This is a genomic window from Bacteroides sp. DH3716P (genome assembly GCF_025914115.1).
In the GTDB taxonomy this organism is placed as follows: Bacteria; Bacteroidota; Bacteroidia; order Bacteroidales; family Bacteroidaceae; genus Bacteroides; species Bacteroides ovatus.
On sequence record NZ_CP083673.1, the window covers coordinates 3,917,255 to 3,943,910 of the forward strand.

The window sequence follows — 26,656 nt, forward strand, 5'->3', positions numbered from 1 at the left end:
CTCAAACAGTTTTTAACCGTTTGAGACTTTCTTTTATAAGTTGAATATAGAGAGACTATGCCATAAAGCACATTACCCTACAATTTCCAACCTTTAATTTTTAATTATTAATTAATCAAAGGTTCTTTCCGTGGCAGTTTTTATACTTTTTCCCGCTTCCGCATGGACAAGGATCGTTACGACCTACTGTCTTCTCTGCACGAATCGGTTCACGTTTCTGCTGTTCACGAGTATCCTGACTTGCAGCAGCCTGCTGGTTCGGATCACTCAAATTTTCTTTGTTTTCGCGATACTTGCTCATATCCTGGCGTTGTTCAGGAGCAGCCTGACGCACTTCTACACGGCGTGCAGCTGATTCATCCGGAGCTTCCTGTACAGGAATTTGTCCACGCATCAAAATAGATATAGTCTGGTTATTGATCTTGTTCACCATAGCGTCAAACAAAGTCACAGATTCCAGTTTATAAATCAATAGCGGGTCTTTCTGCTCGTAGCTTGCATTCTGTACGGAATGTTTCAGTTCGTCCAGTTCGCGCAAGTTTTCTTTCCATGCTTCGTCGATTACGTGGAGCAAGATTGATTTCTCGAACGACTTCACCACTTCTTTAGATTCCGATTCGTAAGCCGCTTTCAGGTTACAAGAGATATTATACATTCGTTTACCGTCTGTAATAGGAATCAGGATGTTTTCGTACATGTGTCCCTGGTTTTCATATACCTGTTTGATAACCGGGTTAGCGATCTGTGCCAGACGTTCAGTTTTGCGTTTGAAGTTATCCATCGCAATGTTGAAAGTCTTTTCGGCCAACTTTTCTTTTTTCTCGTTACGGAATTCTTCTTCAGTGAACGGAGTTTCCATCGCCAATGTCTGAAGCAGTTCCATTTGGCAACCTTCATAATCATTGTTTTCGATAGCATTGGCACAACGGTCCCAAATCATGTTCACGATGTCCATACCGATACGTTCACCCATCAAAGCGTGGCGGCGTTTGGTGTAAACCACTGTACGCTGCTTGTTCATCACGTCGTCATATTCCAACAGACGTTTACGAATACCGAAGTTATTTTCTTCCACCTTCTTCTGGGCACGTTCGATAGAATTGGAAATCATCTTGTGTTCGATCATTTCGCCTTCCTGGAAACCAAGTTTGTCCATTACGCTGGCGATACGGTCGGAGGAGAACAGACGCATCAAATCATCTTCCAGTGACACAAAGAATACAGAAGAACCCGGGTCACCCTGACGTCCTGCACGACCACGCAACTGGCGGTCTACACGACGGGATTCGTGACGTTCCGTACCGATAATTGCCAAACCGCCCGCAGCTTTCACTTCCGGACTTAACTTGATGTCGGTACCACGACCAGCCATATTGGTAGCAATGGTTACTGTTCCGCTTAAACCGGCGGTAGCAACGATGTCCGCTTCTTTCTGGTGCAGTTTGGCGTTCAATACCTTGTGCTCAATCTTACGCATGGTAAGCATCTTGCTCAACATTTCGGAGATTTCTACCGAAGTAGTACCCACCAATACCGGACGTCCTGCTTGAACCAATTTTTCGATTTCCTCGATAACAGCTTTATACTTTTCGCGTTTCGTCTTGTAAACGCGGTCGTTCATATCCTTTCTTGCAATCGGACGGTTGGTCGGGATCACGACTACGTCCAATTTGTAGATATCCCAAAGTTCGCCTGCTTCCGTTTCAGCAGTACCGGTCATACCGGACAGTTTGTGATACATACGGAAGTAGTTCTGCAAAGTAATGGTAGCGAAGGTCTGTGTAGCAGCTTCCACTTTCACACGTTCCTTAGCTTCGATAGCCTGGTGCAATCCGTCAGAGTAACGACGACCTTCCATAATACGACCGGTCTGTTCGTCTACAATCTTCACCTGACCGTCGATTACTACGTATTCATCGTCTTTTTCGAACATCGTGTAAGCCTTCAACAGCTGATTGATGGTGTGTACACGTTCCGATTTGATGGCATAGTTAGTCAATAACTCATCCTTCTTTTCAAGCAGTTGCTCGTTGGTCAGATTCAGGTTTTCCAATTCTGAAAGTTGTCCGGCGATATCCGGAAGCACGAACAATGTCGGGTCTTCAGAGTTACCGGTAATCAGGTCTACACCCTTATCAGTCAGGTCTACGCTATTTAGTTTTTCGTCAATTACGAAGTACAGCGGATCAGTCACTTCATGCATACGCTTGTTGTTCTGTTCCATGTAGATCTCTTCCGTCTTGAGCATACCTGCCTTGATCCCCTGTTCACTAAGGAACTTAATCAACGGTTTGTTTTTCGGCAATGCTTTATGACTGCGGTATAGAGCGAGGAATCCTTCTTCCACCTCTTTCTTATCGTTGGATGCGATCAGTTTTTTTGCTTCGGAAAGATATTTGGTAGCCAGTACCTTTTGTGCTTCTACCAGACGTTCCACTAGCGGACGGAGTTGCTCGAACAACTGGTCATCGCCTTTAGGTACAGGACCGGAGATAATCAACGGAGTACGTGCGTCGTCAATCAATACCGAGTCGACCTCATCGACGATGGCATAATTGTGCTGACGTTGTACAAGGTCTTTCGGGCTGATAGCCATGTTGTCACGCAGATAGTCGAAACCGAATTCGTTGTTTGTACCGAAAGTAATATCCGCCAGATACGCCTGACGACGTGCGTCGGAGTTCGGCTGATGACGGTCGATACAATCTACGCTTAAACCGTGGAACATGTAAAGAGGACCCATCCATTCGGAGTCACGTTTGGCGAGGTAATCATTCACGGTAACTACGTGTACGCCGTTTCCGGTCAATGCGTTGAGGAATACCGGGAGTGTAGCCACCAATGTTTTACCTTCACCGGTTGCCATTTCCGCAATCTTACCTTTATGCAGAACGACACCACCAAAGAGCTGTACATCGTAGTGAACCATGTTCCACAATGTATCGTTACCACCGGCTACCCAGTGATTCTGATAGATGGCCTTGTCGCCTTCGATGCGTACGAAATCTTTTGTAGCAGCTAGTTGACGGTCGAAGTCGGTAGCCGTTACAACGATTTCTTCATTTTCTGTAAAACGTTTGGCAGTAGCCTTTACGATAGAAAAAGCAACAGGCAGTACTTCGTCCAGTGCTTTTTCATATTTTTCCAGAATTTCTTTTTCTGTCTTATCGATTTGTGCGAAGACTTCTTCGCGGTCTTCCAGTTCGAGAGTTTCAATGCTTGCCTTCAACTCTTCCACCTTCGCACGTTCAGCAGTAGCCGATTCATGGATATATTTTTTGAGTTCTTCCGTTTTGGCACGGAGGGCGTCGTTGTCTAGTTTTTCAATCTCCGGGTAAGCAGCTTTGATCTTTTCCACCCAGGGCTTGATTTCTTTCATGTCTCGTGTGGATTTGTTTCCGAAAACCGAGCTTAAAAATTCATTAAATCCCATGTTATATTATTTAGTTTATTATTTATTTCAATTTCAACGCGGATTAACGCCGATTTACGCAGATTAAAGGAAAGATTAAATTGGATTTTTTTTAATCCGCGTAAATCTGCGTTAATCTGCGTTGGGGAATCTTTATATCAAGAAACCTCCGCAAAGTTACATTAAAATGCTGATTTATTTATGTTTTGCTCCCTGTTTTTGTGAGTAAATTTTTACCGCAGGTCGGTAATAGGAGCAGAAGTACAGGCGTTGGGAGCCCGGATGCGCATAAAATGTGCCAGTGTAGGCGCAATATGGTCGATGGTTACAGGTGTCTGGATAATGGCCGGTTTCACGGAATGTCCCATGAAAATCAGCGGTGAGGGAATATAGGAATGACGTACCACCTTGTTGTCGCCGCCGTTTTCGTTGACGATAGTCCATCCGGGGAGGACATCGATTACGAGGTCACCCGAACGTTTGCGGTGGTAGCCGTTACGTATTTTGTAGATTTCCGGAGTCCATGAACCCAGCAATAGCCGGTTAGCCGAATAGGCTTCGTTCACTCCGCTGAACTGCATCAGGAATTCTGCTGACTTTTGTTGGATCTCTGCCAGATTCAGTTCTTTCTTTTCCAATAACTTATGATTCAGATAAATCTGCTGGTTATGGTGAGCTTCCACATACTTTCCTTCGCCATACGTAGCCATCAGGTACATATTCAATAGAGCCGCACAACGGTTGAGGTAAAACTCTCCGCCGGGCACTTTGTACAATCCCGAATCAGGCGATTCGCTGTCTATATATCCGGTGGAAGTGACGAAAATAAGTACATTTTGCAGTCCTACTTTCTTATCAAGAACTTCGAGCAGGTCGGCAATGCTGCGGTCAAGACGCACGTAGGTGTCTTGTATTTCCATAGCACATTCCTGTACGGATTTGTGCGCATAGTTTCCAGCATAATAAGTGAGTGCCAATAAGTCAGTAATGTCATCCATGCCGATGGAGCTTTTGTTCAATGCTTCTTCGGCAAGCGCATTCACTTCATCATTCACAAAAGGGCTGGCGATGAAGCGGCGGTATTTATTACTGCGGTCATCATCGAATTTATATTTGAAGAGCATATCCCGCCAATCTGGCAGGAAAGTGTACATGCCCCGGGGAAATATGGGTTCCCATGTCATACCGGCAATACGGAAATCGATCGCTTGACGGTCGTTATATTGGCTTGCCCACCACGGAAACTCTCCATAATAGGTGGTTCCACTCCATTTTCCGGTGTTGGGATTGAGCCAAAAAGCAGCGTTTCCGGCATGTCCGGCTGCAAAAAGTGCGGCATCGCAATCAGGTGCAATGGCATATACGAGTCCTTTGCCTTGTGTCGCTATTTTCAGCTCGTCGGCAATGGTTGAAGTCAGAAGTTTGGTGGGGGCGACAGTCTGGTCGGTGTAATACCCCATAAATGCCGTGTCGTCTGTGCTGTTGACGGGGCGAAGGGTAGAGGCATCCATCCAGCGTTGAGAAATAATTCCGTTCATGGAAGGCGTCGTACCGCTATAAATAGCCGCTATGGCAGAAGCGCGGTCTATACCGCAGAAGGTATATTCGGCATTATGGAACACTCTTCCCTCTTTCCAAAGACGTTTGAAGCCTTTCTCACCGTAGAGTGACGAAAAAGCTTCCAGATAGTCCGTACGTAATTGGTCAATCGTCAGCCCTACCACTAATTTAGGGGCGGCAGGTAGTGACTGGGCTTGTAGCCCGGTGAAAGTCAGTACGGTGATGAGGGAAGTTAGTAGTCCTTTCATTATTTCTTTTTAGATGTCACAATCAGATTGCTCGCTGAACGTATCAGCAAAACGAGTGCCAAAGGTACAACAGCAAAGTCAAATCTTTGCGGAATTACCGGAAAAAGCACTATAAAAAGTGTTAAAACCGCCAGATTCAGGGTTAAATACCAACATTTCTTCCCTTTTCGGACACAATATATAATGTATGGCAAGAAAAGAAGTTGCCCCGGATGGAATACCAGTAATAGGAAATTAGAGTTGACTGCCGGGTGTTGGGAGAAGAGTGCGAGAAATGCAAGGACGCATCCCACAATACCTGCTATACCAAAAAGGAAGAGGTCGATTCCCCATAATCCGGTTCTCCGGCGGATTCCATAGATTGTGGCGGCGGTTGTCAATATAAATAAGAGTAAGGTGCATTGAAGCGGAGTAGGCATCCAGCCGCTTTCATCCGGTTCGGGAGTGGCATCGACTACCAGCTCGTTGGCCGTTATGAGTGGACGCTGGATAGAATCGCTTTTAATTTGTGCACCGTCGAAAGCATCCATCAGGTAGAAAGGGGCAAACATCATCTGACGTTGTGTGATGGGCTGGTCGGCTTCACTTCCGATACAGAGATCAATGCCGAAACGTGCCCACGGATGTCCTTTGCAATACTGATGTACAATGTCGCGGAAAGTGAGGGAGCCATCCTGTGGTTCTGCGGGATAAATCACTTTTCCTGCAATGCTTTCTTCTATCTTGTCCCGGGGGCGGGTAGCACAATTGTCGTAAAAGAAATTATAACGGTATACCCGGTTTTCCGGACGATAGTTTTCTTGTAATAACCGGATCAGTTCAGTCTTTTCTTCATCGGTCAGATTGAGCGTTTGCTGCCATACGCTGCGTCCGAAAAATGCGTATTCAGCTGCAAAACGTTCATAATCCGTTGCTCCCAGTTGGTAGTCTGTTTCTCCGAGCGAGAAGCGGAAGATGAAGTTGGGAGTGTTGAAACTGAACAGTCCGTAGTTGAATACAACGTCAATCCCTTGTGAAGGATTTTCGTAACGGATGGCAGTGTGTCCGAATAGGGAATATATTTCCTCTCCGGGGGCACAAGTCAACAGACTCAAACGGATGGAGTCGTTGTTGTTGGCAGATGCTTGTCCGGTGGGCAGAAGCAACAGGAAGAAGGAGAGGATGATGTATGAGAAAAACCGTTTCATTAGCTGGTTCGTTTTATTTCGGTGGCAAATATAGAAAGAATAGTTGGATTCGGGAAAACGGAGCCTCTATTTTATCAGAATAAAGGCTCTATATGGCTTAAACAGAGGCGCTGTTTTCTTTAAATGGAGCCTCTGTTTGGGTGAAATAATGTTTCTGCTTGAACGGAAAATCGGTTACAAAATAGTGGAACACTTTTTGGAACGCTGTTTTTTTCTTGTAATCTGTTGCTTATTAGTTGTTTATGATGTAATAAAAAAAGACTGCCGAACGCAAAGTGGAATACATAATAAACAATAAAAGATAATTGATCTATTTAAAAATAGATAGTTCGATTTTTTTGTTTTTGGGGATTTCTAAAATGAAAAAAGAAGATAATTCCTCTTCTATGCTTCAACTTTTCTTTTTTTACTTTACCTTTGCGCCCGCTAAAGAACCAAAAGATTTGAATTTAATAATCGACATAGGAAATACAAAGGCAAAGATTGCTTTCTTCGACGGCGGAGAAATGGTGGATGTAGTAGCTGAATCCAATCAGTCGCTGGGTTGCTTGAAAGCTCTTTGTTCTCAATATCCGGTTGAACAGGGGATTGTGGCTACTGTCATTGATCTAAACGAAAAGGTTTTAGCTGATTTGGCCGCTTTGCCGTTTCCTTTGCTCTGGCTCAATCATCAGACTCCGCTTCCGGTTGTCAACCTGTACGAAACTCCCGAAACATTGGGATATGATCGTATGGCTGCCGTAGTGGGTGCTAATGAGCAGTTTCCTCATCGGGATATATTGGTGATTGATGCGGGAACTTGCATTACTTATGAGTTTATTGACTCAAAAGGTCAGTATCATGGCGGTAATATTTCTCCCGGTATGCAGATGCGTTTCAAAGCACTTCATCAGTTTACAGGACGTTTGCCTCTGGTAGACACCAACGGGCGCAAACTCCCGATGGGACGGGACACCGAAACGGCTATACGTGCCGGAGTGATGAAAGGGATGGAATACGAAATTTCAGGTTATATTGAGTCTATGAAGCATAAATATCCTGAACTTTTGGTTTTTTTAACGGGTGGAGATGATTTTTCTTTTGATAGCAGCGTAAAAAGTATCATCTTTGCAGATAGATTTTTAGTGTTGAAAGGATTAAATAGAATTTTAAACTATAATAATGGTAGGATTTAAACACACACTTTGTGCGCTTTTGCTCACGATGGTTACCGGAACGGCAATCGCTCAAAATAATACAAACTCTCCTTATACACGATATGGCTATGGCGACTTGTCCGATCAGAGTTTCGGTAACAGCAGGGCGATGGGGGGAATTGCTTTTGGACTTCGGGATGGAGCACAGATCAATCCGCTGAATCCTGCTTCGTATACAGCCATTGACTCATTGACATTCCTCTTTGAAGGAGGTGTCAGTCTGCAAAATATGAATATTAGCGGTAGCGGTGTGAAACTGAACGCTAAAAACTCCAGTTTTGACTATCTGGCTATGCAATTTCGTTTGCATCCGAGGATAGCGATGAGTATCGGATTATTGCCGTTCTCCAATGTGGGATATTCAGTGTCGGATACACAGGCTGCAACAGATCCTACTACCGGTAATACGGCTGATTATGCCAGAAGCTATACCGGAGATGGAGGTTTGCATCAATTATATGCCGGAGTGGGAGTGAAAGTGCTCAAAAACCTTTCGGTAGGTGTGAATGCTTCTTATTTCTGGGGAGATATTAATCGGACACGTGTCCTTTATTTCCCAAGTGTATCAGGTGCTTATAATTATAATCACCAGTCGGTTGCGTCAGTGTCGAGCTATAAACTTGATTTTGGAGCACAATATACATTCGATATTAATAAAAAACATTCAGTGACAATTGGAGCTATATATTCTCCGAAGTTGAAACTGGGTAATGACTATAGTGTAACGACACAAATGGTTTCAAATTCTACGGGTACAGCGGTTTCTACTACAACATTGAAACCGGATGCAACGTTTGAAGTTCCTAATACATTTGGCGCCGGATTTACATATAACTATGACAAACGCCTGACTGTTGGTCTGGATTATAGTTTGCAACAATGGTCAAAAACGAAATTTGACGTAAATACATCAGATGAAGCTGTACGTGAGGATTTTAATGAAACATATACGTATTGCGATCGTCATAAAATATCAGTGGGTGCGGAATACATTCCTAATTTGATGGGACGTTCCTATTTATCCCATATTAAATACCGTCTGGGAGCTTATTATACGACTCCGTATTATAAGATCGGCGGCAAAGAGGCTACCCGTGAATATGGCGTAACTGCCGGTTTCGGTCTGCCTGTGCCTCGTTCCCGTTCCATTCTTAGCATCAGCGGACAATTTGTCCGTATCAGTGGACAGGAATCGGCTTTTGTAAATGAAAACATCTTCCGCGTGAGCATCGGATTGACGTTCAACGAACGTTGGTTCTTCAAACGCAGAGTGGAGTAATGAGATGAATGTAAGAAAGAATAGACGACTATATAATAACAACTAAAATTTAGATACAATGAAAATTAAAACGCTTGTGGCTATGTTGTTCCTTTCGGCAGGAGCAACCACTGTGGTAGCACAGGATGCGTCTAACTGTAACTCGAACAGTAGTATCTCGCATGAAGCTGTGCGTGCTGGTAATTTTAAAGATGCGTATACTCCTTGGAAAGCTGTGTTGGAAAACTGTCCGACGCTTCGTTTCTATACCTTTACTGACGGATATAAGATTCTGAAAGGCTTGATGGGACAAATCAAGGATCGGAATAATGCAGATTATCAGAAATATTTTAATGAACTGATGAATACGCATGACTTGCGTATTAAATACACAGATGAGTTTCTAGCTAAAGGTACAAAAGTGTCTTCTGCCGACGAAGCTCTGGGTATCAAAGCAGTAGATTATATCGCTTTTGCTCCGAAGATTGATGTGAACCAGGCTTATCAATGGTTGAGTCAGTCTGTAAATGCTGTGAAAGGCGAATCGGCAGGTGCGACTATCTTCTATTTCCTGCAAATGTCTTTGGATAAACTGAAAACGGATCCGAATCATAAAGAACAGTTCATTCAGGACTATCTGGCTGCTTCTGAATATGTAGACGCTGCTATTGCTGCTGAAGCCAGCGAAGCAAAGAAGAAACCTTTGCTGGGTATCAAGGATAACTTAGTGGCTTTGTTTGTAAACAGTGGAACAGCTGATTGCGAATCACTGCAAAACATCTATGGACCGAAAGTAGAAGCTAACCAGACTGACTTGGCTTACTTGAAGAAAGTTATCGACATCATGAAAATGATGAAATGTACTGAAAGCGAAGCTTATTTGCAAGCATCTTACTATGCTTATAAGATGGAACCGACAGCAGAAGCTGCTACCGGATGTGCTTATCAGGCATTTAAGAAAGGTGATATTGACGGTGCTGTGAAATTCTTTGACGAAGCAGTGAACCTGGAAACAGACAATGTGAAGAAAGCTGAAAAAGCATACGCTGCCGCAGCAGTATTGGCTTCTGCCAAAAAGCTGTCTCAAGCAAGAGCATATTGCCAGAAAGCAATTGGTTTTAACGAAAACTACGGTGCTCCATACATCCTGATTGCTAATCTTTATGCAATGAGTCCCAACTGGAGCGACGAACCTGCTTTGAACAAATGTACTTACTTTGCAGTGATTGACAAACTGCAACGTGCAAAACAAGTGGATCCGAGCGTAGCTGAAGAAGCTAACAAATTGATCGGTAGATATTCTGGTCATACTCCGCAAGCTAAAGACCTATTTATGTTAGGTTACAAGCAAGGCGACCGCATCACTATCGGCGGTTGGATAGGAGAGACTACAACGATTAGATAAATGTATGTTGCGAAAACGAAGAAACCGTTTATTGCATAAAAGCATGAGCATAACAATCACCTTCGGGGTGATTGTTATGCTTCTTTTATTATCTTCCTGTGGCGGAAAGAAGAAAGCTATGGGTGAGGCTATCACGGAACGTGATTCCCTTCCGATGATGACAACATTGGGAGTCACCACCCTTATCTCCGATTCCGGAGTGACACGCTACAGAGTGAATACGGAAGAATGGTCGGTGTACGACCGTAAGAAACCATCCTATTGGGCCTTTGAGAAGGGCGTATATCTGGAACAGTTCGACTCTATCTTTCATATAGAAGCCAGTATCAAAGCGGATACTGCCTACTATTATGACAAAGAAAGGCTTTGGAAGCTGATAGGGAACGTAGATATACAGAACCGGAAAGGAGAGCGTTTTAATACGGAACTGCTGTACTGGAACGAAGCTACCCAAAAGGTATATTCCGACAAGTTTATACGTATTCAACAACCGGACAGAATTATTACAGGGCATGGATTCGACTCGAACCAGCAAATGACCATATATACCATCCATAATATCGAAGGTATTTTCTATGTGGATGAGGAAGCAGGTGGTCCGCCCCAACCGGAAACAAAAGCGCTGCCGGATTCAGTGCGAAAAGATTCTGTGAAATAAACTATGAATATTTATATCTCTCTAATTATCACCATGGTCTTCTCAGCCTTCTTTTCAGGAATGGAGATTGCCTTTGTGTCGGTAGACAAACTGCGTTTTGAGATGGAACGCAAGGGGGGAATTACGTCCCGCATTCTTTCCATCTTCTTCAAGAACCCGAATGAATTTATCTCTACCATGTTGGTGGGAAATAATATCGCCCTGGTCATCTATGGTATCCTGATGGCACAGATTATCGGCGACAATCTGCTGGCGGGATTCATTGATAATCATTTCCTGATGGTGTTGGCGCAGACCGTTATTTCTACCCTGATTATTCTGGTGACCGGAGAGTTTTTGCCGAAAACAATCTTCAAAATCAATCCCAATCTGGTCTTGAATGTTTTTGCCATTCCGCTTATTGTTTGTTATGTGGTTCTCTATCCCATCTCCAAATTAGCCTCCGGCTTGTCTTGTATCTTCCTTCGCCTCTTTGGAATGAAGGTTAATAAGGATGCGTCCGACAGAGCTTTTGGAAAAGTCGACCTGGACTATTTCGTACAAAGCAGCATTGATAATGCCGAAAATGAAGAAGAGCTGGACACGGAAGTGAAAATCTTCCAGAACGCCCTCGACTTCTCGAACATAAAAATCCGCGACTGCATCGTTCCCCGTACCGAAGTGGTGGCTGTCGATCTGACTACCTCGCTGGACGAGCTGAAAAGCCGCTTCATAGAATCCGGAATCTCCAAGATAATCGTGTATGACGGGAATATCGATAACGTAGTCGGCTATATCCATTCGTCGGAAATGTTCCGTGCTCCGAAAAACTGGCATGAGAATGTGAAACAAGTGCCGATTGTGCCCGAAACCATGTCCGCCCATAAACTGATGAAACTCTTCATGCAGCAAAAGAAAACGATTGCCGTAGTGGTGGATGAATTTGGCGGTACGTCCGGCATCGTGTCTCTGGAAGACCTCGTTGAAGAAATCTTTGGAGATATAGAAGACGAACACGATAACACTTCCTATATCAGCAAGCAGATCGACGAACGCGAGTATGTGTTGTCCGCCCGCCTGGAGATAGAAAAAGTCAATGAGACGTACGGACTCGATTTGCCCGAGTCGGATGATTATCTGACAGTAGGAGGGTTGATCCTGAACCAATATCAGAGCTTCCCGAAGTTGCATGAAGTGGTCCGGGTAGGACGTTATCAATTCAAGATAATTAAGGTCACAGCGACAAAAATAGAACTCGTGCGATTAAAAGTCTTGGAATAATGACGATAATCAAGAAATTTTTAGCCAATAAATAGATGCATATTAGCATTTTTTGTATCTTCGTGCGCTAAAACGACAAAAGAAAGAAATAATAATAAACATAAATCGTATTAATCAAAATGGCAACGTTACAAAACATTAGGTCGAAAGGACCTCTATTGGTGATTGTTATCGGCTTGGCGCTGTTTGCTTTCATTGCGGGTGACGCATGGAAGGTGATGCAGCCGCATCAGGCACATGACGTAGGTGAGGTGAACGGAGACGCTCTTTCCGCTCAAGAGTATCAGAATTTGGTAGAAGAATATACCGAAGTGGTGAAACTCATGCGTGGGGTGACCGCCTTGAATGACGAACAAACCAATCAGGTGCGCGATGAAGTATGGCGTTCCTACGTAAACAATAAACTGATCGAAAAAGAAGCAAAAGCACTGGGACTGACTGTTTCTGCTGCTGAAATCCAGGACATCCTGAAAGCAGGCGTTCATCCTTTGTTGAGACAAACTCCTTTCCAGAATCCGCAAACAGGAAACTTCGACAAGGATATGTTGAACAAGTTCCTCGTGGAATATGCCAAGATGAGCGAATCACAAATGCCGGCACAGTATGCTGAACAATACAATAACATGTATAAATACTGGTCTTTCATTCAGAAAACTCTGATCGAGAGCCGTCTGGCAGAAAAGTATCAGGCATTGGTGTCTAAAGCTCTTCTTTCTAATCCGGTGGAAGCACAGGACGCTTTCGATGCAAGAGTGAATCAGTACAACGTGTTGATGGCTGGTATTCCTTACTCTTCTGTAGTGGACTCTACAATCGTAGTGAAAGAATCGGAACTGAAAGACTTGTATAACAAGAAGAAAGAACAATTCAAGCAGTATCAGGAAACTCGTGACATCAAGTACATTGATGTACAAGTGACTGCAAGTGCTGAAGACAGAGCTGCTATCCAGAAAGAAGTGGACGAAGCTACTGAACAGTTGGCTACTACTACGGAAGATTATACTTCTTTCATCCGCTCGACTGGCTCAGAAGCTCCTTATGTAGACTTGTTCTATAACAAAACAGCTTTCCCGTCAGATGTAGTTGCCCGTTTGGACTCTGCTTCGGTAGGTACTATTTATGGTCCTTACTATAACGGTGCCGACAATACAATCAACTCTTTCAAAATTGTAGCTAAAGCTGCTGCTGCCGACTCTGTTGAATTCCGTCAGATTCAGGTATACGCAGAAGATGCTGTGAAGACAAAGACATTGGCTGATAGTATCTACAACGCGATCAAAGGTGGTGCTAACTTTGCTGATCTGGCAAAGAAATATGGTCAGACTGGTGATGCAAACTGGCTAACTTCTGCACAGTACGAAGGTGCACAGATAGACGGTGATAACCTGAAATTCATCTCTGCTATCAATAATGCAGGTGTAAACGAACTGGTGAACTTGCCGATGGGACAAGCAAACGTAATTCTTCAGGTGACTAACAAGAAATCTGTAAAAGACAAATATAAAGTAGCTGTTATCAAGCGTGAAGTAGAGTTCAGCAAAGAAACTTACAACCGTGCTTATAATGATTTCAGCCAGTTTATCGCAGCTAATCCGAGTGTAGAAAAGATGGTAGCTAACGCTGAAGAAGCCGGTTACAGATTGCTCGACAGAATGGATTTGAGCAGCTCTGAACACAATATCGGTGGTGTAAGAGGTACAAAAGAAGCGTTGAGATGGGCGTTTGATAAAGCAAAACCGGGTGATGTTTCCGGCTTGTACGAATGTGGCGAAAGCGATCACATGATGGTAGTAGGTCTGGTAGGCATTAAGCCGGAAGGATATCGTCCGTTGAAAGCAGTACAGGATCAGTTGAGAGCTGAAATCGTAAAAGATAAGAAAGCTGAAAAGATTATGGCTGATATGAAAGCTGCCAATGCAACTTCATTCAACCAGTACAAAGAGATGACTAATGCAGTCAGCGACTCTTTGAAGATGGTTACTTTTGCAGCTCCTGCATACGTATCAGCATTGCGCAGCAGCGAACCGCTGGTAGGTGCTTATGCTTCTGCAGCTGAAGTAAATCAGTTGAGCACTCCTATCAAAGGTAATGCCGGAGTATTTGTATTGCAGGTATACGGCAAGGACAAACTGAACGAAACATTCGACGCAAAAGCAGAAGAAGCTACGCTGACTAACATGCACGCACGTTTTGCCAGCCGTCTGATGAATGATTTGTATCTGAAAGCAAACGTAAAAGATACACGCTTCTTGTTCTTCTAAACAAGTAGCAAGTAATAGATATTAGGCACGGATTACACGGATTTACGCGGTTTAAACTTTTGAGGGAACCGCGAACCCCGTGTAATCCGTGCCTTTTTTGTGCTCGTTTTTTTTGTTTATGGCCTTTGTTATCTGATTAAATTTCCATATCTTGCCAATCTTTATCAATTGGCTTTGCGAAATACTTCATTAACTAATACGAATCTATATTATGACTAAACAACTAGCCCAGTATTCAGTTCCCGCTGAAAATTCACGTGTTATCCGTGTTTTCCTTTCGTCAACGTTCAGAGACATGGAGATGGAACGTTCTGCATTAGTCAAACTCTTTAAGGGTTTGCAAGTGAAGGCTGCCAGTCGTGGTGCCACCATTTCATTGGTTGATTTGCGTTGGGGAATCACAGAAGAAGATGCGAAAAGCGGCAAGGTTGTTGAAATATGTCTGAAAGAGATCGTTAACTCCCGGCCTTTCTTCATTGGTATGGTAGGCGACCGCTATGGATGGTGTCCCAGTTATGAAGATTTATCTCAAACTCTGAATGACAGCTTGGAATATCGTTGGATAGAAGATGACTTGAATCACCATTTGAGTGTGACGGAAATTGAAATGCAGTTTGGTGTACTGCGCAATCCCAATCCGTTACATGCCTATTTTTATATAAAACAGTCGGCAGATGATGAACTGTCTTGCCCTGAAGAGGAGTCTCTTAAATTGAAACGTCTGAAAGAGAGTATTTTGCAACAGGATCGTTATCCTGTGCAGGAGTATGATTCGCCCGAGCAATTGTGTGACCTTGTGGAAGCTGCTTTCACGGAATTGCTTGAACGGGAGTTTCCGGATGTACTGACCGTTGAAGATAATCAAGCATTGCAAGAACAACTGACGCGCAATGAACTTTTATTCAATTATCACCCAATACCTGAAGCAGAACAGGCGTTTGCTGATTTTTTGGCGGTGGATGAACAGCGGTGCCTGGTGGTAACGGGCGGTTGCGGTCTTGGCAAGAGCGCTTTGTTGGCTCATTGGAGCGATTTGGTGAACAATGATATGCCGATGATTCCTATCTATCATCGCTTGGATAGTACTACATTGTCTTCTTATCCGGAAACGTTGGCGAGAATGTTAGCTTCCAAATGCCAGAACGCACTCAAGCATCAATCTTTGGGTGAAGAAAATTTGTTCGCGGCGGAAGTTTCAAAAGAACTGGACTCGACCCAAAGCACTGCCAAATCCATCATGGACGCCGTGAAAAACTCGGTTTTGATGGGAGATGCTGGCTTGAACACTTTTTCAGGGAATACACTTCGAAACCTCAAGGAGATTGAAGAAGATTTGAATTCTATCCAAAAGTTCAGTCAGTTGTGGAGTGCGTTGGGTGCATCAAGATATCCTATCATTTTGCTGATTGATGACATCAGTTATCTGAATCCGACTGAAGCATCCCTGTTTTCTTTATTTGCATCTATTCCCCCGAATGTGAAAGTCGTGTTGAGCTTTTCGGCGTCATCCACTGCTTACCTGCCCTTTGTTCAGAATGGCTACGCTCATTTCCAGTTGAATGGCTTTTCACAGGCGGATGCCAAGTCGTTCTCAAAGCAATATTTGTCTACTTACTCCAAGGCTTTGTCTGCACAGCAGGAAGATATTCTTGCTTCGTGGGTGCTGGCTGAACAACCGCGCTGTTTAAGTGTATTGCTCAACGAGCTGGTTTCGTTCGGTCAGTACGATGCTCTCAATGAATATATGCGTGGATATTGCCGGCTCAATGAGGTTGGGCAATTCTATGACAGTGTGCTACGGCGTTTGTCGGCTGATTATGGTTCCGAAGAGATTGGAAGAACGCTTCTGATGCTTTCACTTACTTTAGAAGGATTTACCGAAGATGAAGTGAAGAGCATGGCAGACATTAATCAGATACTTTGGTCGCAGTTGAGAGTGGAAATGAGCAGCTGGCTCACCAACAAAGGAGGACGATATTGCATTGGTGATACACAAATGGTAGAGGCGATCGAACGCTATTTCGCTCAAGATGACGAATGTATAGATGATAGTCGCCATGAAATTATTTCCGCTCTGCTGGATGAGGAAGAAATCCTTTCCCATCCGTTGACTTTTGCCGATTATAACTATCGCATGAAACAGTTCTGCTACCATGATTCGTATCGCTATAAAGTGGAGATTACCTATCAATGCTATAAGATGCAAGAATGGGATATATTGAAGGATTGGATTTGTGATGTGGAGATTTTCGAGATTCTGTATCGCACGAATCGTTTTCTGTTGGAAGATAGCTGGAAGGCGATCATGAACGACAATCCTGAAGTTACGCCTGAAGTCTATGCCGAATTGGACTTTGATGAGATCGATTCTTTTTTAATTCCTGTCATTGCTAATGATATGGCTACTTTCTTGAGCAGTTCTTTCCATCTGACGAAGGCGGCAGCTGCTGTGAGTGAGAAGAGTATGGAAGGTGCTGCCATGCCACTCATTGCCAAGTCGGTATTGAAGATGAATGAGGGATGCCGGTATGCCCGTAATGAAGAGTACGAAACGGCATGCGACTGTTTCCTGAAAGCATTGGTGATGCAGGAAAACATTGTGCCGACTCCGGAACTGGAGATTGCCAATACCTGCCGAAATCTAGCTCTGGCATATTACTACAATGAGCAATACAATGAAGCGGCGATCTATTTGAATAGGGCGCTTGATTATCATGCGGCTTCTGCTGACGAGAAGAGTCAGGCAGAAGTCATTGAACTTTCCGAATATCTGGCTTATTGTGATTACTATAAGGATGAGGAAGAGAGTGCTGCCGAGAAATTCCGGAAAGTAGCTGAAATGCACGAGTCATTGAATGGCAGACTGTCCGGTGGAGTGGCTAAATGTTTGCGTATGCAGGGTAAATGTCTTTATTATATCAAACGATACGATGAAGCATGGATGCTGATGAATCAGGCGTTGGACATTGCTATACAGATAGATAGCAAAAAACAGATCGTCGCTTGTCATAAACAGTTGTATTATCTGTGCAGGGAATTCAAACGGATGATGAATGAACGTGGCGATGAGCAGGCGTCTACTTTATTCTTCCGTGAGTCTCTTCTGCATGAAATGTATTTCAGCGAAAAACCGCGTCTGGCGGAACTGACTGTCCGATATGAGGCATTGAGATGTGATATTATGCAGCAGTATTACATGAATAAAGACTATGATAACGTGATTCGTATTGCGACGTCTTTGGATATTCACGATGATGCTGACCCTAATGCTTCCTGTCTGGTATATTATTACAAAGCACAGGCTTATGTGAAGTTGGAGAATTATCCAATGGCGAAAGAGGCTTTCTTCAGAGAACTTGAACTGCGAAAGAAGTATTTGGGATGGGAGGAAGAAGATACGATTCTGGCTTGTCAGAACTTAGGGGTTTTGCACAGCTTTTGTAATGAACGGGAAGAGGCGCTGGCTTGTTTCCGTGAGGCGTACGGTTATGAAGTGAAAAAGAATGGCGAGGATTCTGAAATGGCGCAAAAGCTACTTCAATATATCAGCGTGGTTGAATCATAACGGAGGCATACTTCCCTTTTTTGTTAACTTTTACATTCCTGCTATACGGAAATCGACTTTATTTCCTTACATTTGCAGATATAAACTATCAACAGAAAGAAGAATGTCTAAATATCCCCTTTTAGGAATGACTCTTGTAGAGCTTCAATCATTGACAAAAAGACTGGGTATGCCCGGCTTTGCTGCCAAACAGATTGCATCCTGGCTTTACGAAAAGAAGGTAGCCTCGATTGATGATATGACTAATTTGTCATTGAAACACCGGGAGTTGCTCAAGCAGAACTATGAGGTGGGAGCGGAAGCTCCGGTAGATGAAATGCGCTCTGTAGATGGTACGGTGAAGTATCTTTATAAAGTGGGTGAGAACCATTTTGTAGAGTCGGTTTATATACCGGATGATGACCGGGCAACGTTGTGCGTGTCGTCACAAGTGGGCTGCAAGATGAACTGTAAGTTCTGTATGACCGGCAAACAGGGGTATACCGCTAACCTGACCGCCAGCCAGATCATGAACCAGATTCATTCGCTGCCGGAACGGGATAAACTGACTAATGTCGTAATGATGGGAATGGGCGAGCCGCTCGATAACCTGGATGAGGTATTGAAGGCATTGGAACTACTGACCGCTACCTACGGTTACGCATGGAGTCCGAAGCGTATCACGCTTTCTACAGTCGGGCTACGGAAAGGATTGCAGCGTTTTATCGAAGAAAATGACTGCCACCTTGCCATCAGCCTTCACTCTCCGCTGACCGTTCAGCGTGCTGAATTAATGCCGGCGGAAAAGGCGTTTTCAATCACCGAAATGGTGGAACTGTTAAAAAACTATGATTTTAGTAAACAACGTCGACTTTCGTTTGAATATATTGTTTTTAAAGGGCTCAATGATTCGCAGGTCTATGCCAAAGAGTTGCTGAAACTTCTTCGCGGGCTGGATTGCAGGGTGAATCTGATTCGTTTTCATGCCATACCGGGGGTAGACCTCGAGGGGGCGGACATGGATACGATGACCCGTTTTCGTGATTATCTGACGTCACACGGACTTTTCACCACTATCCGTTCATCCAGGGGCGAAGATATTTTTGCCGCTTGCGGTATGCTGTCGACAGCGAAACAGGAGAAAAATAATGAAAGTTAATATATAAAACCGAACATCATGAAAAAGTACTCTTTTATTTTATGCATCGCTTTGGTAGCCTTTGTCGTTGCATCTTGCGGTCTGAAAGGAAATCACACCTCTAGTGGTCGTGCTTACGAGCTTTTGGTTGTAGTAGATCACGGTGTTTGGGATCGTGCTGCCGGAAGGGCTTTACATGATGCGCTCGATGCTGATATGCCCGGTTTGCCGCAGTCGGAACCTTCTTTCCGGATTATGTATACTTCACCGAAAGATTATGATTCTACGCTGAAGTTGATACGTAACATTATTATTGTAGATATACAGGATATATATACGAAAGCCTCGTTCAAATATGCGAAGGACGTGTATGCCAATCCGCAGATGATATTGACTATCCAGGCTCCGAACGAAGAAGAATTCGAGAAGTTTGTGGAAGAGAACAAAAAGACGATTGTCGACTTCTTTACCCGTGCGGAAATGAACCGTCAGATTACGTTCCTGGAAGGGAAGCATAGTAACTTCATTTCGCAGAAAGTGGACAGTTTGTTCGGATGCGACATCTGGGTGGATGCCGAACTGGCTAATTCAAAGACCGGGGATGATTTCTTTTGGGCTTCTACCAACACAGGTAGTGCCGACCGTAACTTTGTGATGTACTCTTATCCGTACACTGACAAGGATACGTTTACCAAAGAATATTTTGTGCACAAACGTGACTCCGTGATGAAAGCCAATATCCCCGGATTCAAGGAAGGCGTTTATATGTCAACCGATAGTTTGCTGACCGATGTCCGTCCGATCAATGTACAGAACAGCTACACAATGGAAGCACGTGGCCTGTGGCGTATGAAGGGCGACTTTATGGGTGGCCCGTATGTATCTCATACTCGTCTGGACGAGAAAAACCAACGAATTATAACAGCAGAAATATTTGTTTATTCACCTGATAAAATGAAACGCAACCTGGTACGCCAGATGGAAGCATCTCTGTATACACTGAAACTTCCGAATGAAGTTCAGCAGAATCAGATTCCATTGGGAGAAGCATCTAAGGAAGCGGAACAAACTAATAAATAAAAACATGGAAGATAACAAGATAAGGATAGGTATCACCCAAGGAGATATTAACGGGGTGGGCTATGAGGTGATTCTTAAGACATTTTCCGACCCTACGATGTTGGAACTATGTACTCCGATCATTTATGGCTCACCGAAAGTAGCGGCTTATCATCGCAAAGCACTGGATATACAGACCAATTTCAGTATTGTCAACTCTGCTACCGAAGCGGGGTACAACCGTTTGAGCGTGGTGAACTGTACGGATGATGAGGTGAAAGTGGAATTTTCCAAACCCGATCCCGAAGCCGGTAAAGCTGCGCTGGGGGCTTTGGAACGTGCCATCGAAGAATATCGCGAAGGGTTGATAGACGTTATCGTAACAGCTCCGATCAACAAACATACGATTCAGTCGGAAGAGTTCTCCTTCCCCGGACATACGGAATATATCGAAGAACGTCTGGGTAATGGTGATAAGTCATTGATGATTTTGATGAAGAATGACTTCCGGGTGGCTTTGGTGACGACACATATCCCTGTCAGAGAGATCGCGACTACGATTACCAAAGAACTGATTCAGGAGAAACTGATGATATTCCATCGTTGTCTGAAACAGGATTTCGGTATCGGCGCTCCGCGTATTGCGGTGCTCTCTCTCAATCCTCATGCCGGAGACGGTGGTTTGTTGGGAATGGAAGAGCAGGAAGTGATTATCCCTGCCATGAAAGAAATGGAAGAGAAAGGAATCCTTTGCTACGGTCCTTATGCGGCCGACGGCTTTATGGGTTCGGGCAATTATACTCATTTTGACGGTATCCTGGCGATGTATCACGATCAGGGGCTGGCTCCGTTCAAGGCCTTGGCTATGGAAGACGGGGTGAACTATACGGCAGGCCTGCCGGTAGTACGTACTTCTCCGGCTCATGGAACGGCATACGATATTGCAGGCAAGGGAGTGGCTTGTGAAGATTCTTTCCGTCAGGCAATCTATGTTGCCATCGATGTGTTCCGTAATCGTCAGCGGGAAAAAGTGGCTCGTGCCAATCCGTTGCGTAAACAGTATTACGAGAAACGTGACGATAGTGATAAACTGAAGCTGGATACAGTAGACGAAGATTAAAAACGAGTGATGACGAGAGCAGAGATACAACAAGTGAAACAGCGTTTCGGTATTATTGGAAATACCGAAGCATTGTCGCGCGCCATAGATGTTGCCATTCAGGTAGCTCCTACCGATTTGTCTGTGCTGATTACCGGAGAAAGTGGAGTCGGAAAAGAAAGTTTTCCGCAGATTATTCATCAATATAGCCGGAGGAAGCATGGACAGTATATTGCTGTCAACTGTGGTGCTATTCCGGAGGGCACGATTGATTCCGAACTGTTCGGGCATGAGAAGGGTGCGTTTACCGGTGCGATTGGCGAACGGAAAGGGTACTTTGGCGAAGCCGACGGTGGTACTATTTTCCTTGATGAAGTAGGGGAGTTGCCGATGCCTACCCAGGCGCGTTTGCTCCGTGTGTTGGAGAGTGGCGAGTTTATAAAAGTAGGTTCGTCCAAAGTGCAAAAGACGGATGTTCGTATTGTGGCAGCTACCAATGTCAATCTGACACAAGCGATTGCAGAAGGACGTTTCCGTGAAGATTTATATTACCGGTTGAATACGGTGCCTATCCAAATACCGCCTTTGCGTGAACGTGGTGACGATGTACTTTTGTTGTTCCGTAAGTTTTCCGCAGACTTTGCAGAGAAATACCGGATGCCTGCTATCCAGTTGACGGAGGATGCGAAGAAAGAGTTATTGGCTTACCCGTGGCCCGGCAACGTTCGTCAGTTGAAGAACATCACCGAGCAAATATCTATCATTGAAACCAACAGGGAGATCTCTGCTGCTATCTTGCAGAATTATCTTCCTGCACAAAATACGCAACGTCTTCCCGCGCTGATGGGAACGCGTGAGAGTAAAGGCTTTGAGAGCGAACGGGAGATTCTTTATTCTGTTCTGTTCGATATGCGCCAGGAAGTGGCGGAGCTGAAGAAGATGGTGCACAACCTGATGGCGGAACGTGCCGGACAGGTGGGGCAGGTAGGACAAGTGGGAACGGTGGTTACTACTCCGGTAGTGACGACACACCAGCCTTCGGTACCTGCGATCATTCATACCATGCAGCCTGCGGTTTGCAAGGATGATGACGACATACAAGACACGGAAGAATATGTAGAAGAACCTCCTTTGTCACTGGACGAAGTGGAAAAAGAAATGATACGCAAAGCACTTGAAAGGCATCACGGAAAGCGGAAGAGTGCGGCCAAGGACTTGAATATTTCCGAGCGTACACTTTATAGAAAAATAAAAGAATATGAATTGGATTAAGAAAATAATACGCCCTTTGCTACTGTTCGGCTTGCCGTTGGTAGTCATTGCGTGCACTGTTTCCTATAAGTTTAACGGATCGTCTATCAATTATGATAAGGTAAAGACCATTTCGATAGCCGACTTCCCGATCAAGTCGGAGTATGTATATGCTCCGTTGGCAACCAAATTCAATGAGGACCTGAAAGATATCTTCATCCGGCAGACCCGTCTGCAACTGCTCAAGCCGAGTCAAAATGCCGACTTGCAGATTGACGGAGAAATCACAGGGTACAATCAGTACAACCAGGCAGTATCTGCCGACGGTTATTCTTCGGAGACGAAGTTGACTATCACCGTCAATGTGCGTTTTGTCAACAACACCAATCATGCCGAAGACTTTGAACAACAGTTTTCTGCGTTCCGTACCTACGACTCTACCCAGTTGTTGACTGCCGTACAGGACGGATTGATTGCTGAAATGTCTAAAGAGATCACCGACCAAATTTTTAATGCAACTGTAGCAAACTGGTAATATAAATGACTTCTGTTAACTTTCAACAATGGATTCAGCATCCCGAGACGCTGAATAGGGATACTTTGTACGAACTGCGCAATCTTCTTGCGAGGTATCCGTATTTTCAGTCACTTCGTCTGCTGTATCTGAAGAATCTGTATATTCTCCATGATATTAGTTTCGGTGGAGAACTGCGGAAAGCAGTTCTTTACATTGCAGACAGACGGCAGTTGTTCCGGTTGATTGAAGGTGACCGCTATGATGTGCAGGCACGGAAAAAGGGAGTACCTCTCACGGAGGTGCTGAAAGACGAACCGTCCGTAGACCGCACATTAGCATTGATCGACGCTTTCTTGTCCACAGTACCCGAAGAGGTGACTGCCCGGACCAGTTTCGACTATTCGATGGATTACACCTCTTTCCTTTTGGAGGAGACTCCGGCCACGGAACAGCCGGCTGAAGAAACGCCCAAACTCAAAGGCTTCGAACTGATTGACGACTTTATAGAAAAGAGCGAGAGCGACTCTCCCCTCTGCATGAAACCTTTAAGAGAAGAAATGCCATCTTCGCCAACCTCTTCGGACGAACTTACCGAAGAAGAAACGATGAAGGAAGAAGAGGAAGATGACAGCTGTTTTACGGAAACTTTGGCAAAAATCTATGTTAAACAGCAACGATATTCAAAAGCTCTTGAAATAATTAAAAAATTAAGCTTGAAATATCCAAAAAAAAATGCTTACTTTGCAGACCAAATCAGATTTTTGGAGAAATTGATTATTAACGCTAATTCAAAATAACTAAAAATGTACTTATTATTCGTTATCTTAATGGTTATTGCAGCCTTGTTGATGTGTTTCATCGTGCTGATTCAGAACTCAAAAGGAGGCGGACTTGCTTCTGGTTTCTCTTCATCTAACGCCATCATGGGCGTACGCAAGACTACAGATTTTCTGGAAAAAGCAACATGGGGCTTAGCTATCTTCATGGTGGTAATGAGCATTGCTACTGCTTATGTAGTTCCTCGCTCTGCTGTTGCTAAAGACGCAGTGTTGGAACAGGCACAGAAAGAACAACAGACTAACCCGTATAACTTACCCGCAGGTACGGCTGCGCCGCAAACTGAAGCTCCTGCTACCAATGCACCTGCTACAGAAACTCCGGCACCGGCTACTGAAACTCCTGCTCCTGCAGCAGAGTAATTCACTCCGTTGTCAGGTAAGACTTTGGGGTAAAACCATTAATGGGAAGGTGCAGACGGATGCTGCATTTCTTTGATATTTAAGTGCGGATTACGCAGATTACACGGATTTTCAATCTTCCGCGTGGTCAGTGTAATCCGCACTTAACTTTTTCTTGTAAAAACAATCTCTTTTTGATAGAAACAAACGAGATTTAACTACCTTTGTTGGTCGTATGAAGATTATTAACTACTATTTTTAAATATAACAATGACAGAACATTTGAAACAGAAATTGAATGACTCCGCCGTACTCCGATGGAGTGTTCTAGCATTGGTCGCATTTACTATGCTATGCGGCTATTTCCTCACCGACGTAATGTCTCCTCTAAAACCCATGCTTGAGAAAGAACTACTATGGGACAGTCTTGATTATGGTTTCTTCACAAGTGCTTACGGGTGGTTTAATGTATTCCTATTGATGCTGATTTTCGGTGGTATCATTTTGGATAAGATGGGAGTTCGTTTTACCGGAATGGGAGCTTGCTTATTGATGGTGTTTGGTTGTGGATTGAAATACTATGCGATTTCTACTACTTTTCCGGAAGGTGCCATGCTCTTCGGATTCAAAACACAGGTAACCCTGGCTGCATTGGGGTATGCTATCTTCGGTGTAGGTGTGGAAATTGCCGGTATCACAGTTTCCAAAATTATCGTGAAATGGTTCAAGGGTAAGGAAATGGCATTGGCTATGGGACTTGAAATGGCTACGGCACGTATCGGAACAACTCTGGCAATGGTGCTCACGGTTCCTTTGGCCGACTTTTTCGGATCTACGGATGAGAGTGGCACATTTCATACCAATATTCCTGCTCCGATTTTGTTTTGTCTGATTATGTTGTGCGTGGGTACGATTGCTTTCTTCCTTTATACTTTCTATGATAAGAAGTTGGATGCTTCTTTGGATGCAGAAGGATTGGAGCCGGAAGAGCCGTTCCGTATGAAAGATATTGTGTATATCATTACCAATAAAGGATTCTGGCTGATTGCATTACTATGTGTATTGTTCTACTCGGCTGTATTCCCCTTTATCAAGTATGCTGCCGACTTGATGGTGCAGAAGTATAACGTAGATCCGAAGTTGGCGGGAACGATTCCCGGATTGTTGCCGATTGGTGCGATTATCCTGACTCCGTTGTTCGGCTCGCTTTATGACCGTATCGGTAAGGGAGCCACATTGATGATAATCGGATCAGTGATGCTTATTTTTGTGCATACGATGTTTGCTCTGCCTATACTGAATATATGGTGGTTTGCTACTATCATCATGATTATATTGGGATTTGCCTTCTCGTTGGTGCCTTCAGCTATGTGGCCGTCTGTTCCGAAGATTATTCCGGAAAAACAGTTGGGTACCGCATATGCATTGATTTTCTGGGTACAGAACTGGGGATTGATGGGTGTTCCTTTGTTGATCGGATGGGTGTTGAATACTTATTGCAAAGGTCCGGTAGTAGACGGTGCACAGACTTATGATTACACGTTGCCGATGGCTATTTTTGCTCTCTTTGGTGTGCTTGCTCTGATTGTGGCTTTGATGTTGAAGGCAGAGAACAAGAAGAAGGGATACGGTTTGGAAGAGGCGAATATCCAAAAGTAACTAGGAAATTCAATACCTAAAGTAACAAAGGAATTTTGTATCAAGGTGTAAACAGAAGAGTATCAGTATGAATACTCTGAAATAAAAAATAAGAAGTATGGCTGCCAAAGAGAAAATCAACCTGTTAGAGGTCATTCCCTGTCGCAGTGAACATATTACAGCAGAAAGGGAAGGGGAGACAATTGTGCTCTCCTTTCCCCGTTTTAAATATCCGTGGATGCAACGCTTCCTTGTGCCAAAAGGAATGTCGAAAGAACTTCATGTGAAATTGGAAGAACACGGTACAGCTGTATGGGAACTGATAGATGGAAAACGCAATGTTCGTGAGATTATAGAAAAACTCGCAGACCACTTTCAAAATGAAGAGGGCTACGAGTTGCGTGTATCGGCTTATCTTTCTCAAATGCAGAAAGATGGATTTATAAAACTGGTGATACCAGTCGTATAAATAGGAACTTATTATTATTTATTTGATAAATACAGCCCAAAGTATGACGGCAATTGCTATCAGGACTCCCATGATAATAAGCGTTCCCCAAACAAAATAATTGCTGTCTTTCTCTTTCTTTTTCTCCGAGTCGTGGATGATACGTTCCATTTCTTCGGGGGTGGTGTTGGGTAGTGGATAAGGTTCGTTTGCACGGTTTAGATGCTTCAACTTATCGTTAGCACGTTCACGACGTAGGCGGGAAGCTTCCCGTCCCTCTTTTATTCGGCGTATCATGTCGAATGCATGTCCTTCACCAACCATATTCTTTGTTTTTTA

20 protein-coding genes are annotated in these 26,656 nt (G+C 44.1%); 16 read left to right on the top strand and 4 right to left on the bottom strand.

Features of this window, described 5'->3' with window-relative positions:
* Positions 1 to 115 precede the first annotated feature (115 nt).
* From secA to KQP79_RS14675, 3 genes are all read right to left on the bottom strand, one after another.
* On the bottom strand, positions 116 to 3,433 hold the full coding sequence (secA, locus tag KQP79_RS14665; protein WP_004309814.1) for a preprotein translocase subunit SecA: 3,318 nt from the start codon (positions 3,431 to 3,433) through the stop codon (positions 116 to 118).
* A gap of 212 nt (positions 3,434 to 3,645) precedes the next feature.
* Positions 3,646 to 5,220, bottom strand: coding sequence for an alkaline phosphatase family protein (locus KQP79_RS14670; RefSeq protein WP_004301873.1), 1,575 nt, complete (start codon positions 5,218 to 5,220; stop codon positions 3,646 to 3,648).
* Complete coding sequence (locus KQP79_RS14675; protein ID WP_004309813.1) at positions 5,220 to 6,407, bottom strand: DUF4105 domain-containing protein; 1,188 nt, start codon at positions 6,405 to 6,407, stop codon at positions 5,220 to 5,222. The genes KQP79_RS14670 and KQP79_RS14675 overlap by 1 nt, the downstream gene beginning before the upstream one ends.
* A 386-nt stretch (positions 6,408 to 6,793) precedes the next feature.
* Here KQP79_RS14675 and KQP79_RS14680 point away from each other — a divergent pair, with 386 nt between their 5' ends.
* The 16 genes from KQP79_RS14680 to KQP79_RS14755 all read left to right on the top strand — a co-directional run bounded on the left by KQP79_RS14680 (position 6,794) and on the right by KQP79_RS14755 (position 26,338).
* The gene (locus tag KQP79_RS14680; protein ID WP_008020984.1) at positions 6,794 to 7,582 is read left to right on the top strand and encodes a type III pantothenate kinase; all 789 of its coding nucleotides are present in this window, start codon (positions 6,794 to 6,796) and stop codon (positions 7,580 to 7,582) included.
* Complete coding sequence (locus tag KQP79_RS14685; RefSeq protein WP_004309811.1) at positions 7,569 to 8,882, top strand: OmpP1/FadL family transporter; 1,314 nt, start codon at positions 7,569 to 7,571, stop codon at positions 8,880 to 8,882. Before KQP79_RS14680 ends, KQP79_RS14685 begins: the two co-directional genes overlap by 14 nt.
* 58 nt (positions 8,883 to 8,940) lie before the next feature.
* Positions 8,941 to 10,266 carry a hypothetical protein gene (locus KQP79_RS14690; protein WP_004325020.1) on the top strand — a complete coding sequence of 442 codons (1,326 nt, stop codon included), beginning with the start codon at positions 8,941 to 8,943 and terminating at the stop codon, positions 10,264 to 10,266.
* A 43-nt stretch (positions 10,267 to 10,309) separates the two neighbouring features.
* Entirely contained in the window at positions 10,310 to 10,924 is a 615-nt protein-coding gene (lptC, locus tag KQP79_RS14695; RefSeq protein WP_004304659.1) for an LPS export ABC transporter periplasmic protein LptC, read from the top strand.
* A gap of 3 nt (positions 10,925 to 10,927) precedes the next feature.
* Positions 10,928 to 12,184 carry a hemolysin family protein gene (locus tag KQP79_RS14700; RefSeq protein WP_215667061.1) on the top strand — a complete coding sequence of 419 codons (1,257 nt, stop codon included), beginning with the start codon at positions 10,928 to 10,930 and terminating at the stop codon, positions 12,182 to 12,184.
* A 119-nt stretch (positions 12,185 to 12,303) separates the two neighbouring features.
* Positions 12,304 to 14,445 (top strand): peptidylprolyl isomerase, encoded by a 2,142-nt coding sequence (locus tag KQP79_RS14705; RefSeq protein WP_151935579.1) that lies wholly within the window; start codon positions 12,304 to 12,306, stop codon positions 14,443 to 14,445.
* A 211-nt stretch (positions 14,446 to 14,656) separates the two neighbouring features.
* Entirely contained in the window at positions 14,657 to 18,010 is a 3,354-nt protein-coding gene (locus KQP79_RS14710; RefSeq protein ID WP_138343504.1) for a DUF4062 domain-containing protein, read from the top strand.
* Positions 18,011 to 18,113: 103 nt separating this feature from the next.
* On the top strand, positions 18,114 to 19,148 hold the full coding sequence (gene rlmN, locus KQP79_RS14715; protein ID WP_008017001.1) for a 23S rRNA (adenine(2503)-C(2))-methyltransferase RlmN: 1,035 nt from the start codon (positions 18,114 to 18,116) through the stop codon (positions 19,146 to 19,148).
* Between the two features lie 18 nt (positions 19,149 to 19,166).
* Entirely contained in the window at positions 19,167 to 20,207 is a 1,041-nt protein-coding gene (locus tag KQP79_RS14720; RefSeq protein ID WP_004301885.1) for a DUF4837 family protein, read from the top strand.
* A gap of 4 nt (positions 20,208 to 20,211) precedes the next feature.
* Positions 20,212 to 21,306 (top strand): 4-hydroxythreonine-4-phosphate dehydrogenase PdxA, encoded by a 1,095-nt coding sequence (gene pdxA, locus KQP79_RS14725; protein WP_008645324.1) that lies wholly within the window; start codon positions 20,212 to 20,214, stop codon positions 21,304 to 21,306.
* Between the two features lie 9 nt (positions 21,307 to 21,315).
* A complete protein-coding gene (locus KQP79_RS14730; protein WP_004304664.1) occupies positions 21,316 to 22,557 on the top strand; it encodes a sigma-54 interaction domain-containing protein in 1,242 nt (413 codons plus the stop codon).
* A complete protein-coding gene (lptE, locus tag KQP79_RS14735; protein WP_004301888.1) occupies positions 22,544 to 23,071 on the top strand; it encodes an LptE family protein in 528 nt (175 codons plus the stop codon). The genes KQP79_RS14730 and lptE overlap by 14 nt, the downstream gene beginning before the upstream one ends.
* A 5-nt stretch (positions 23,072 to 23,076) precedes the next feature.
* Positions 23,077 to 23,850: a hypothetical protein gene (locus KQP79_RS14740; RefSeq protein WP_008645322.1), complete on the top strand. Its 774-nt coding sequence runs from the start codon at positions 23,077 to 23,079 to the stop codon at positions 23,848 to 23,850.
* Positions 23,851 to 23,856: 6 nt separating this feature from the next.
* Complete coding sequence (gene secG, locus KQP79_RS14745; protein ID WP_004301890.1) at positions 23,857 to 24,252, top strand: preprotein translocase subunit SecG; 396 nt, start codon at positions 23,857 to 23,859, stop codon at positions 24,250 to 24,252.
* 249 nt (positions 24,253 to 24,501) lie between these two features.
* Positions 24,502 to 25,890 (top strand): MFS transporter, encoded by a 1,389-nt coding sequence (locus KQP79_RS14750; RefSeq protein WP_004309797.1) that lies wholly within the window; start codon positions 24,502 to 24,504, stop codon positions 25,888 to 25,890.
* Between the two features lie 97 nt (positions 25,891 to 25,987).
* Entirely contained in the window at positions 25,988 to 26,338 is a 351-nt protein-coding gene (locus tag KQP79_RS14755; protein WP_008645320.1) for a PqqD family protein, read from the top strand.
* Between the two features lie 18 nt (positions 26,339 to 26,356).
* Here KQP79_RS14755 and KQP79_RS14760 read toward each other — a convergent pair whose 3' ends face one another.
* The gene (locus tag KQP79_RS14760; RefSeq protein WP_004301893.1) at positions 26,357 to 26,641 is read right to left on the bottom strand and encodes a hypothetical protein; all 285 of its coding nucleotides are present in this window, start codon (positions 26,639 to 26,641) and stop codon (positions 26,357 to 26,359) included.
* Positions 26,642 to 26,656 lie beyond the last annotated feature (15 nt).

Coding starts and splice junctions, on each gene's coding strand:
- KQP79_RS14670 (WP_004301873.1), bottom strand. CDS start 5,220: ATGAAAGGACTACTAACTTCCCTCATCACCGTACTGACTTTCACCGGG.
- KQP79_RS14710 (WP_138343504.1), top strand. CDS start 14,657: ATGACTAAACAACTAGCCCAGTATTCAGTTCCCGCTGAAAATTCACGT.
- lptE (WP_004301888.1), top strand. CDS start 22,544: ATGAATTGGATTAAGAAAATAATACGCCCTTTGCTACTGTTCGGCTTG.
- pdxA (WP_008645324.1), top strand. CDS start 20,212: ATGGAAGATAACAAGATAAGGATAGGTATCACCCAAGGAGATATTAAC.
- KQP79_RS14675 (WP_004309813.1), bottom strand. CDS start 6,407: ATGAAACGGTTTTTCTCATACATCATCCTCTCCTTCTTCCTGTTGCTT.
- rlmN (WP_008017001.1), top strand. CDS start 18,114: ATGTCTAAATATCCCCTTTTAGGAATGACTCTTGTAGAGCTTCAATCA.
- KQP79_RS14760 (WP_004301893.1), bottom strand. CDS start 26,641: ATGGTTGGTGAAGGACATGCATTCGACATGATACGCCGAATAAAAGAG.
- KQP79_RS14705 (WP_151935579.1), top strand. CDS start 12,304: ATGGCAACGTTACAAAACATTAGGTCGAAAGGACCTCTATTGGTGATT.
- KQP79_RS14680 (WP_008020984.1), top strand. CDS start 6,794: ATGCTTCAACTTTTCTTTTTTTACTTTACCTTTGCGCCCGCTAAAGAA.
- KQP79_RS14685 (WP_004309811.1), top strand. CDS start 7,569: ATGGTAGGATTTAAACACACACTTTGTGCGCTTTTGCTCACGATGGTT.
- secA (WP_004309814.1), bottom strand. CDS start 3,433: ATGGGATTTAATGAATTTTTAAGCTCGGTTTTCGGAAACAAATCCACA.
- KQP79_RS14755 (WP_008645320.1), top strand. CDS start 25,988: ATGGCTGCCAAAGAGAAAATCAACCTGTTAGAGGTCATTCCCTGTCGC.
- KQP79_RS14730 (WP_004304664.1), top strand. CDS start 21,316: ATGACGAGAGCAGAGATACAACAAGTGAAACAGCGTTTCGGTATTATT.
- KQP79_RS14750 (WP_004309797.1), top strand. CDS start 24,502: ATGACAGAACATTTGAAACAGAAATTGAATGACTCCGCCGTACTCCGA.
- lptC (WP_004304659.1), top strand. CDS start 10,310: ATGAGCATAACAATCACCTTCGGGGTGATTGTTATGCTTCTTTTATTA.
- KQP79_RS14740 (WP_008645322.1), top strand. CDS start 23,077: ATGACTTCTGTTAACTTTCAACAATGGATTCAGCATCCCGAGACGCTG.
- KQP79_RS14720 (WP_004301885.1), top strand. CDS start 19,167: ATGAAAAAGTACTCTTTTATTTTATGCATCGCTTTGGTAGCCTTTGTC.
- KQP79_RS14700 (WP_215667061.1), top strand. CDS start 10,928: ATGAATATTTATATCTCTCTAATTATCACCATGGTCTTCTCAGCCTTC.
- secG (WP_004301890.1), top strand. CDS start 23,857: ATGTACTTATTATTCGTTATCTTAATGGTTATTGCAGCCTTGTTGATG.
- KQP79_RS14690 (WP_004325020.1), top strand. CDS start 8,941: ATGAAAATTAAAACGCTTGTGGCTATGTTGTTCCTTTCGGCAGGAGCA.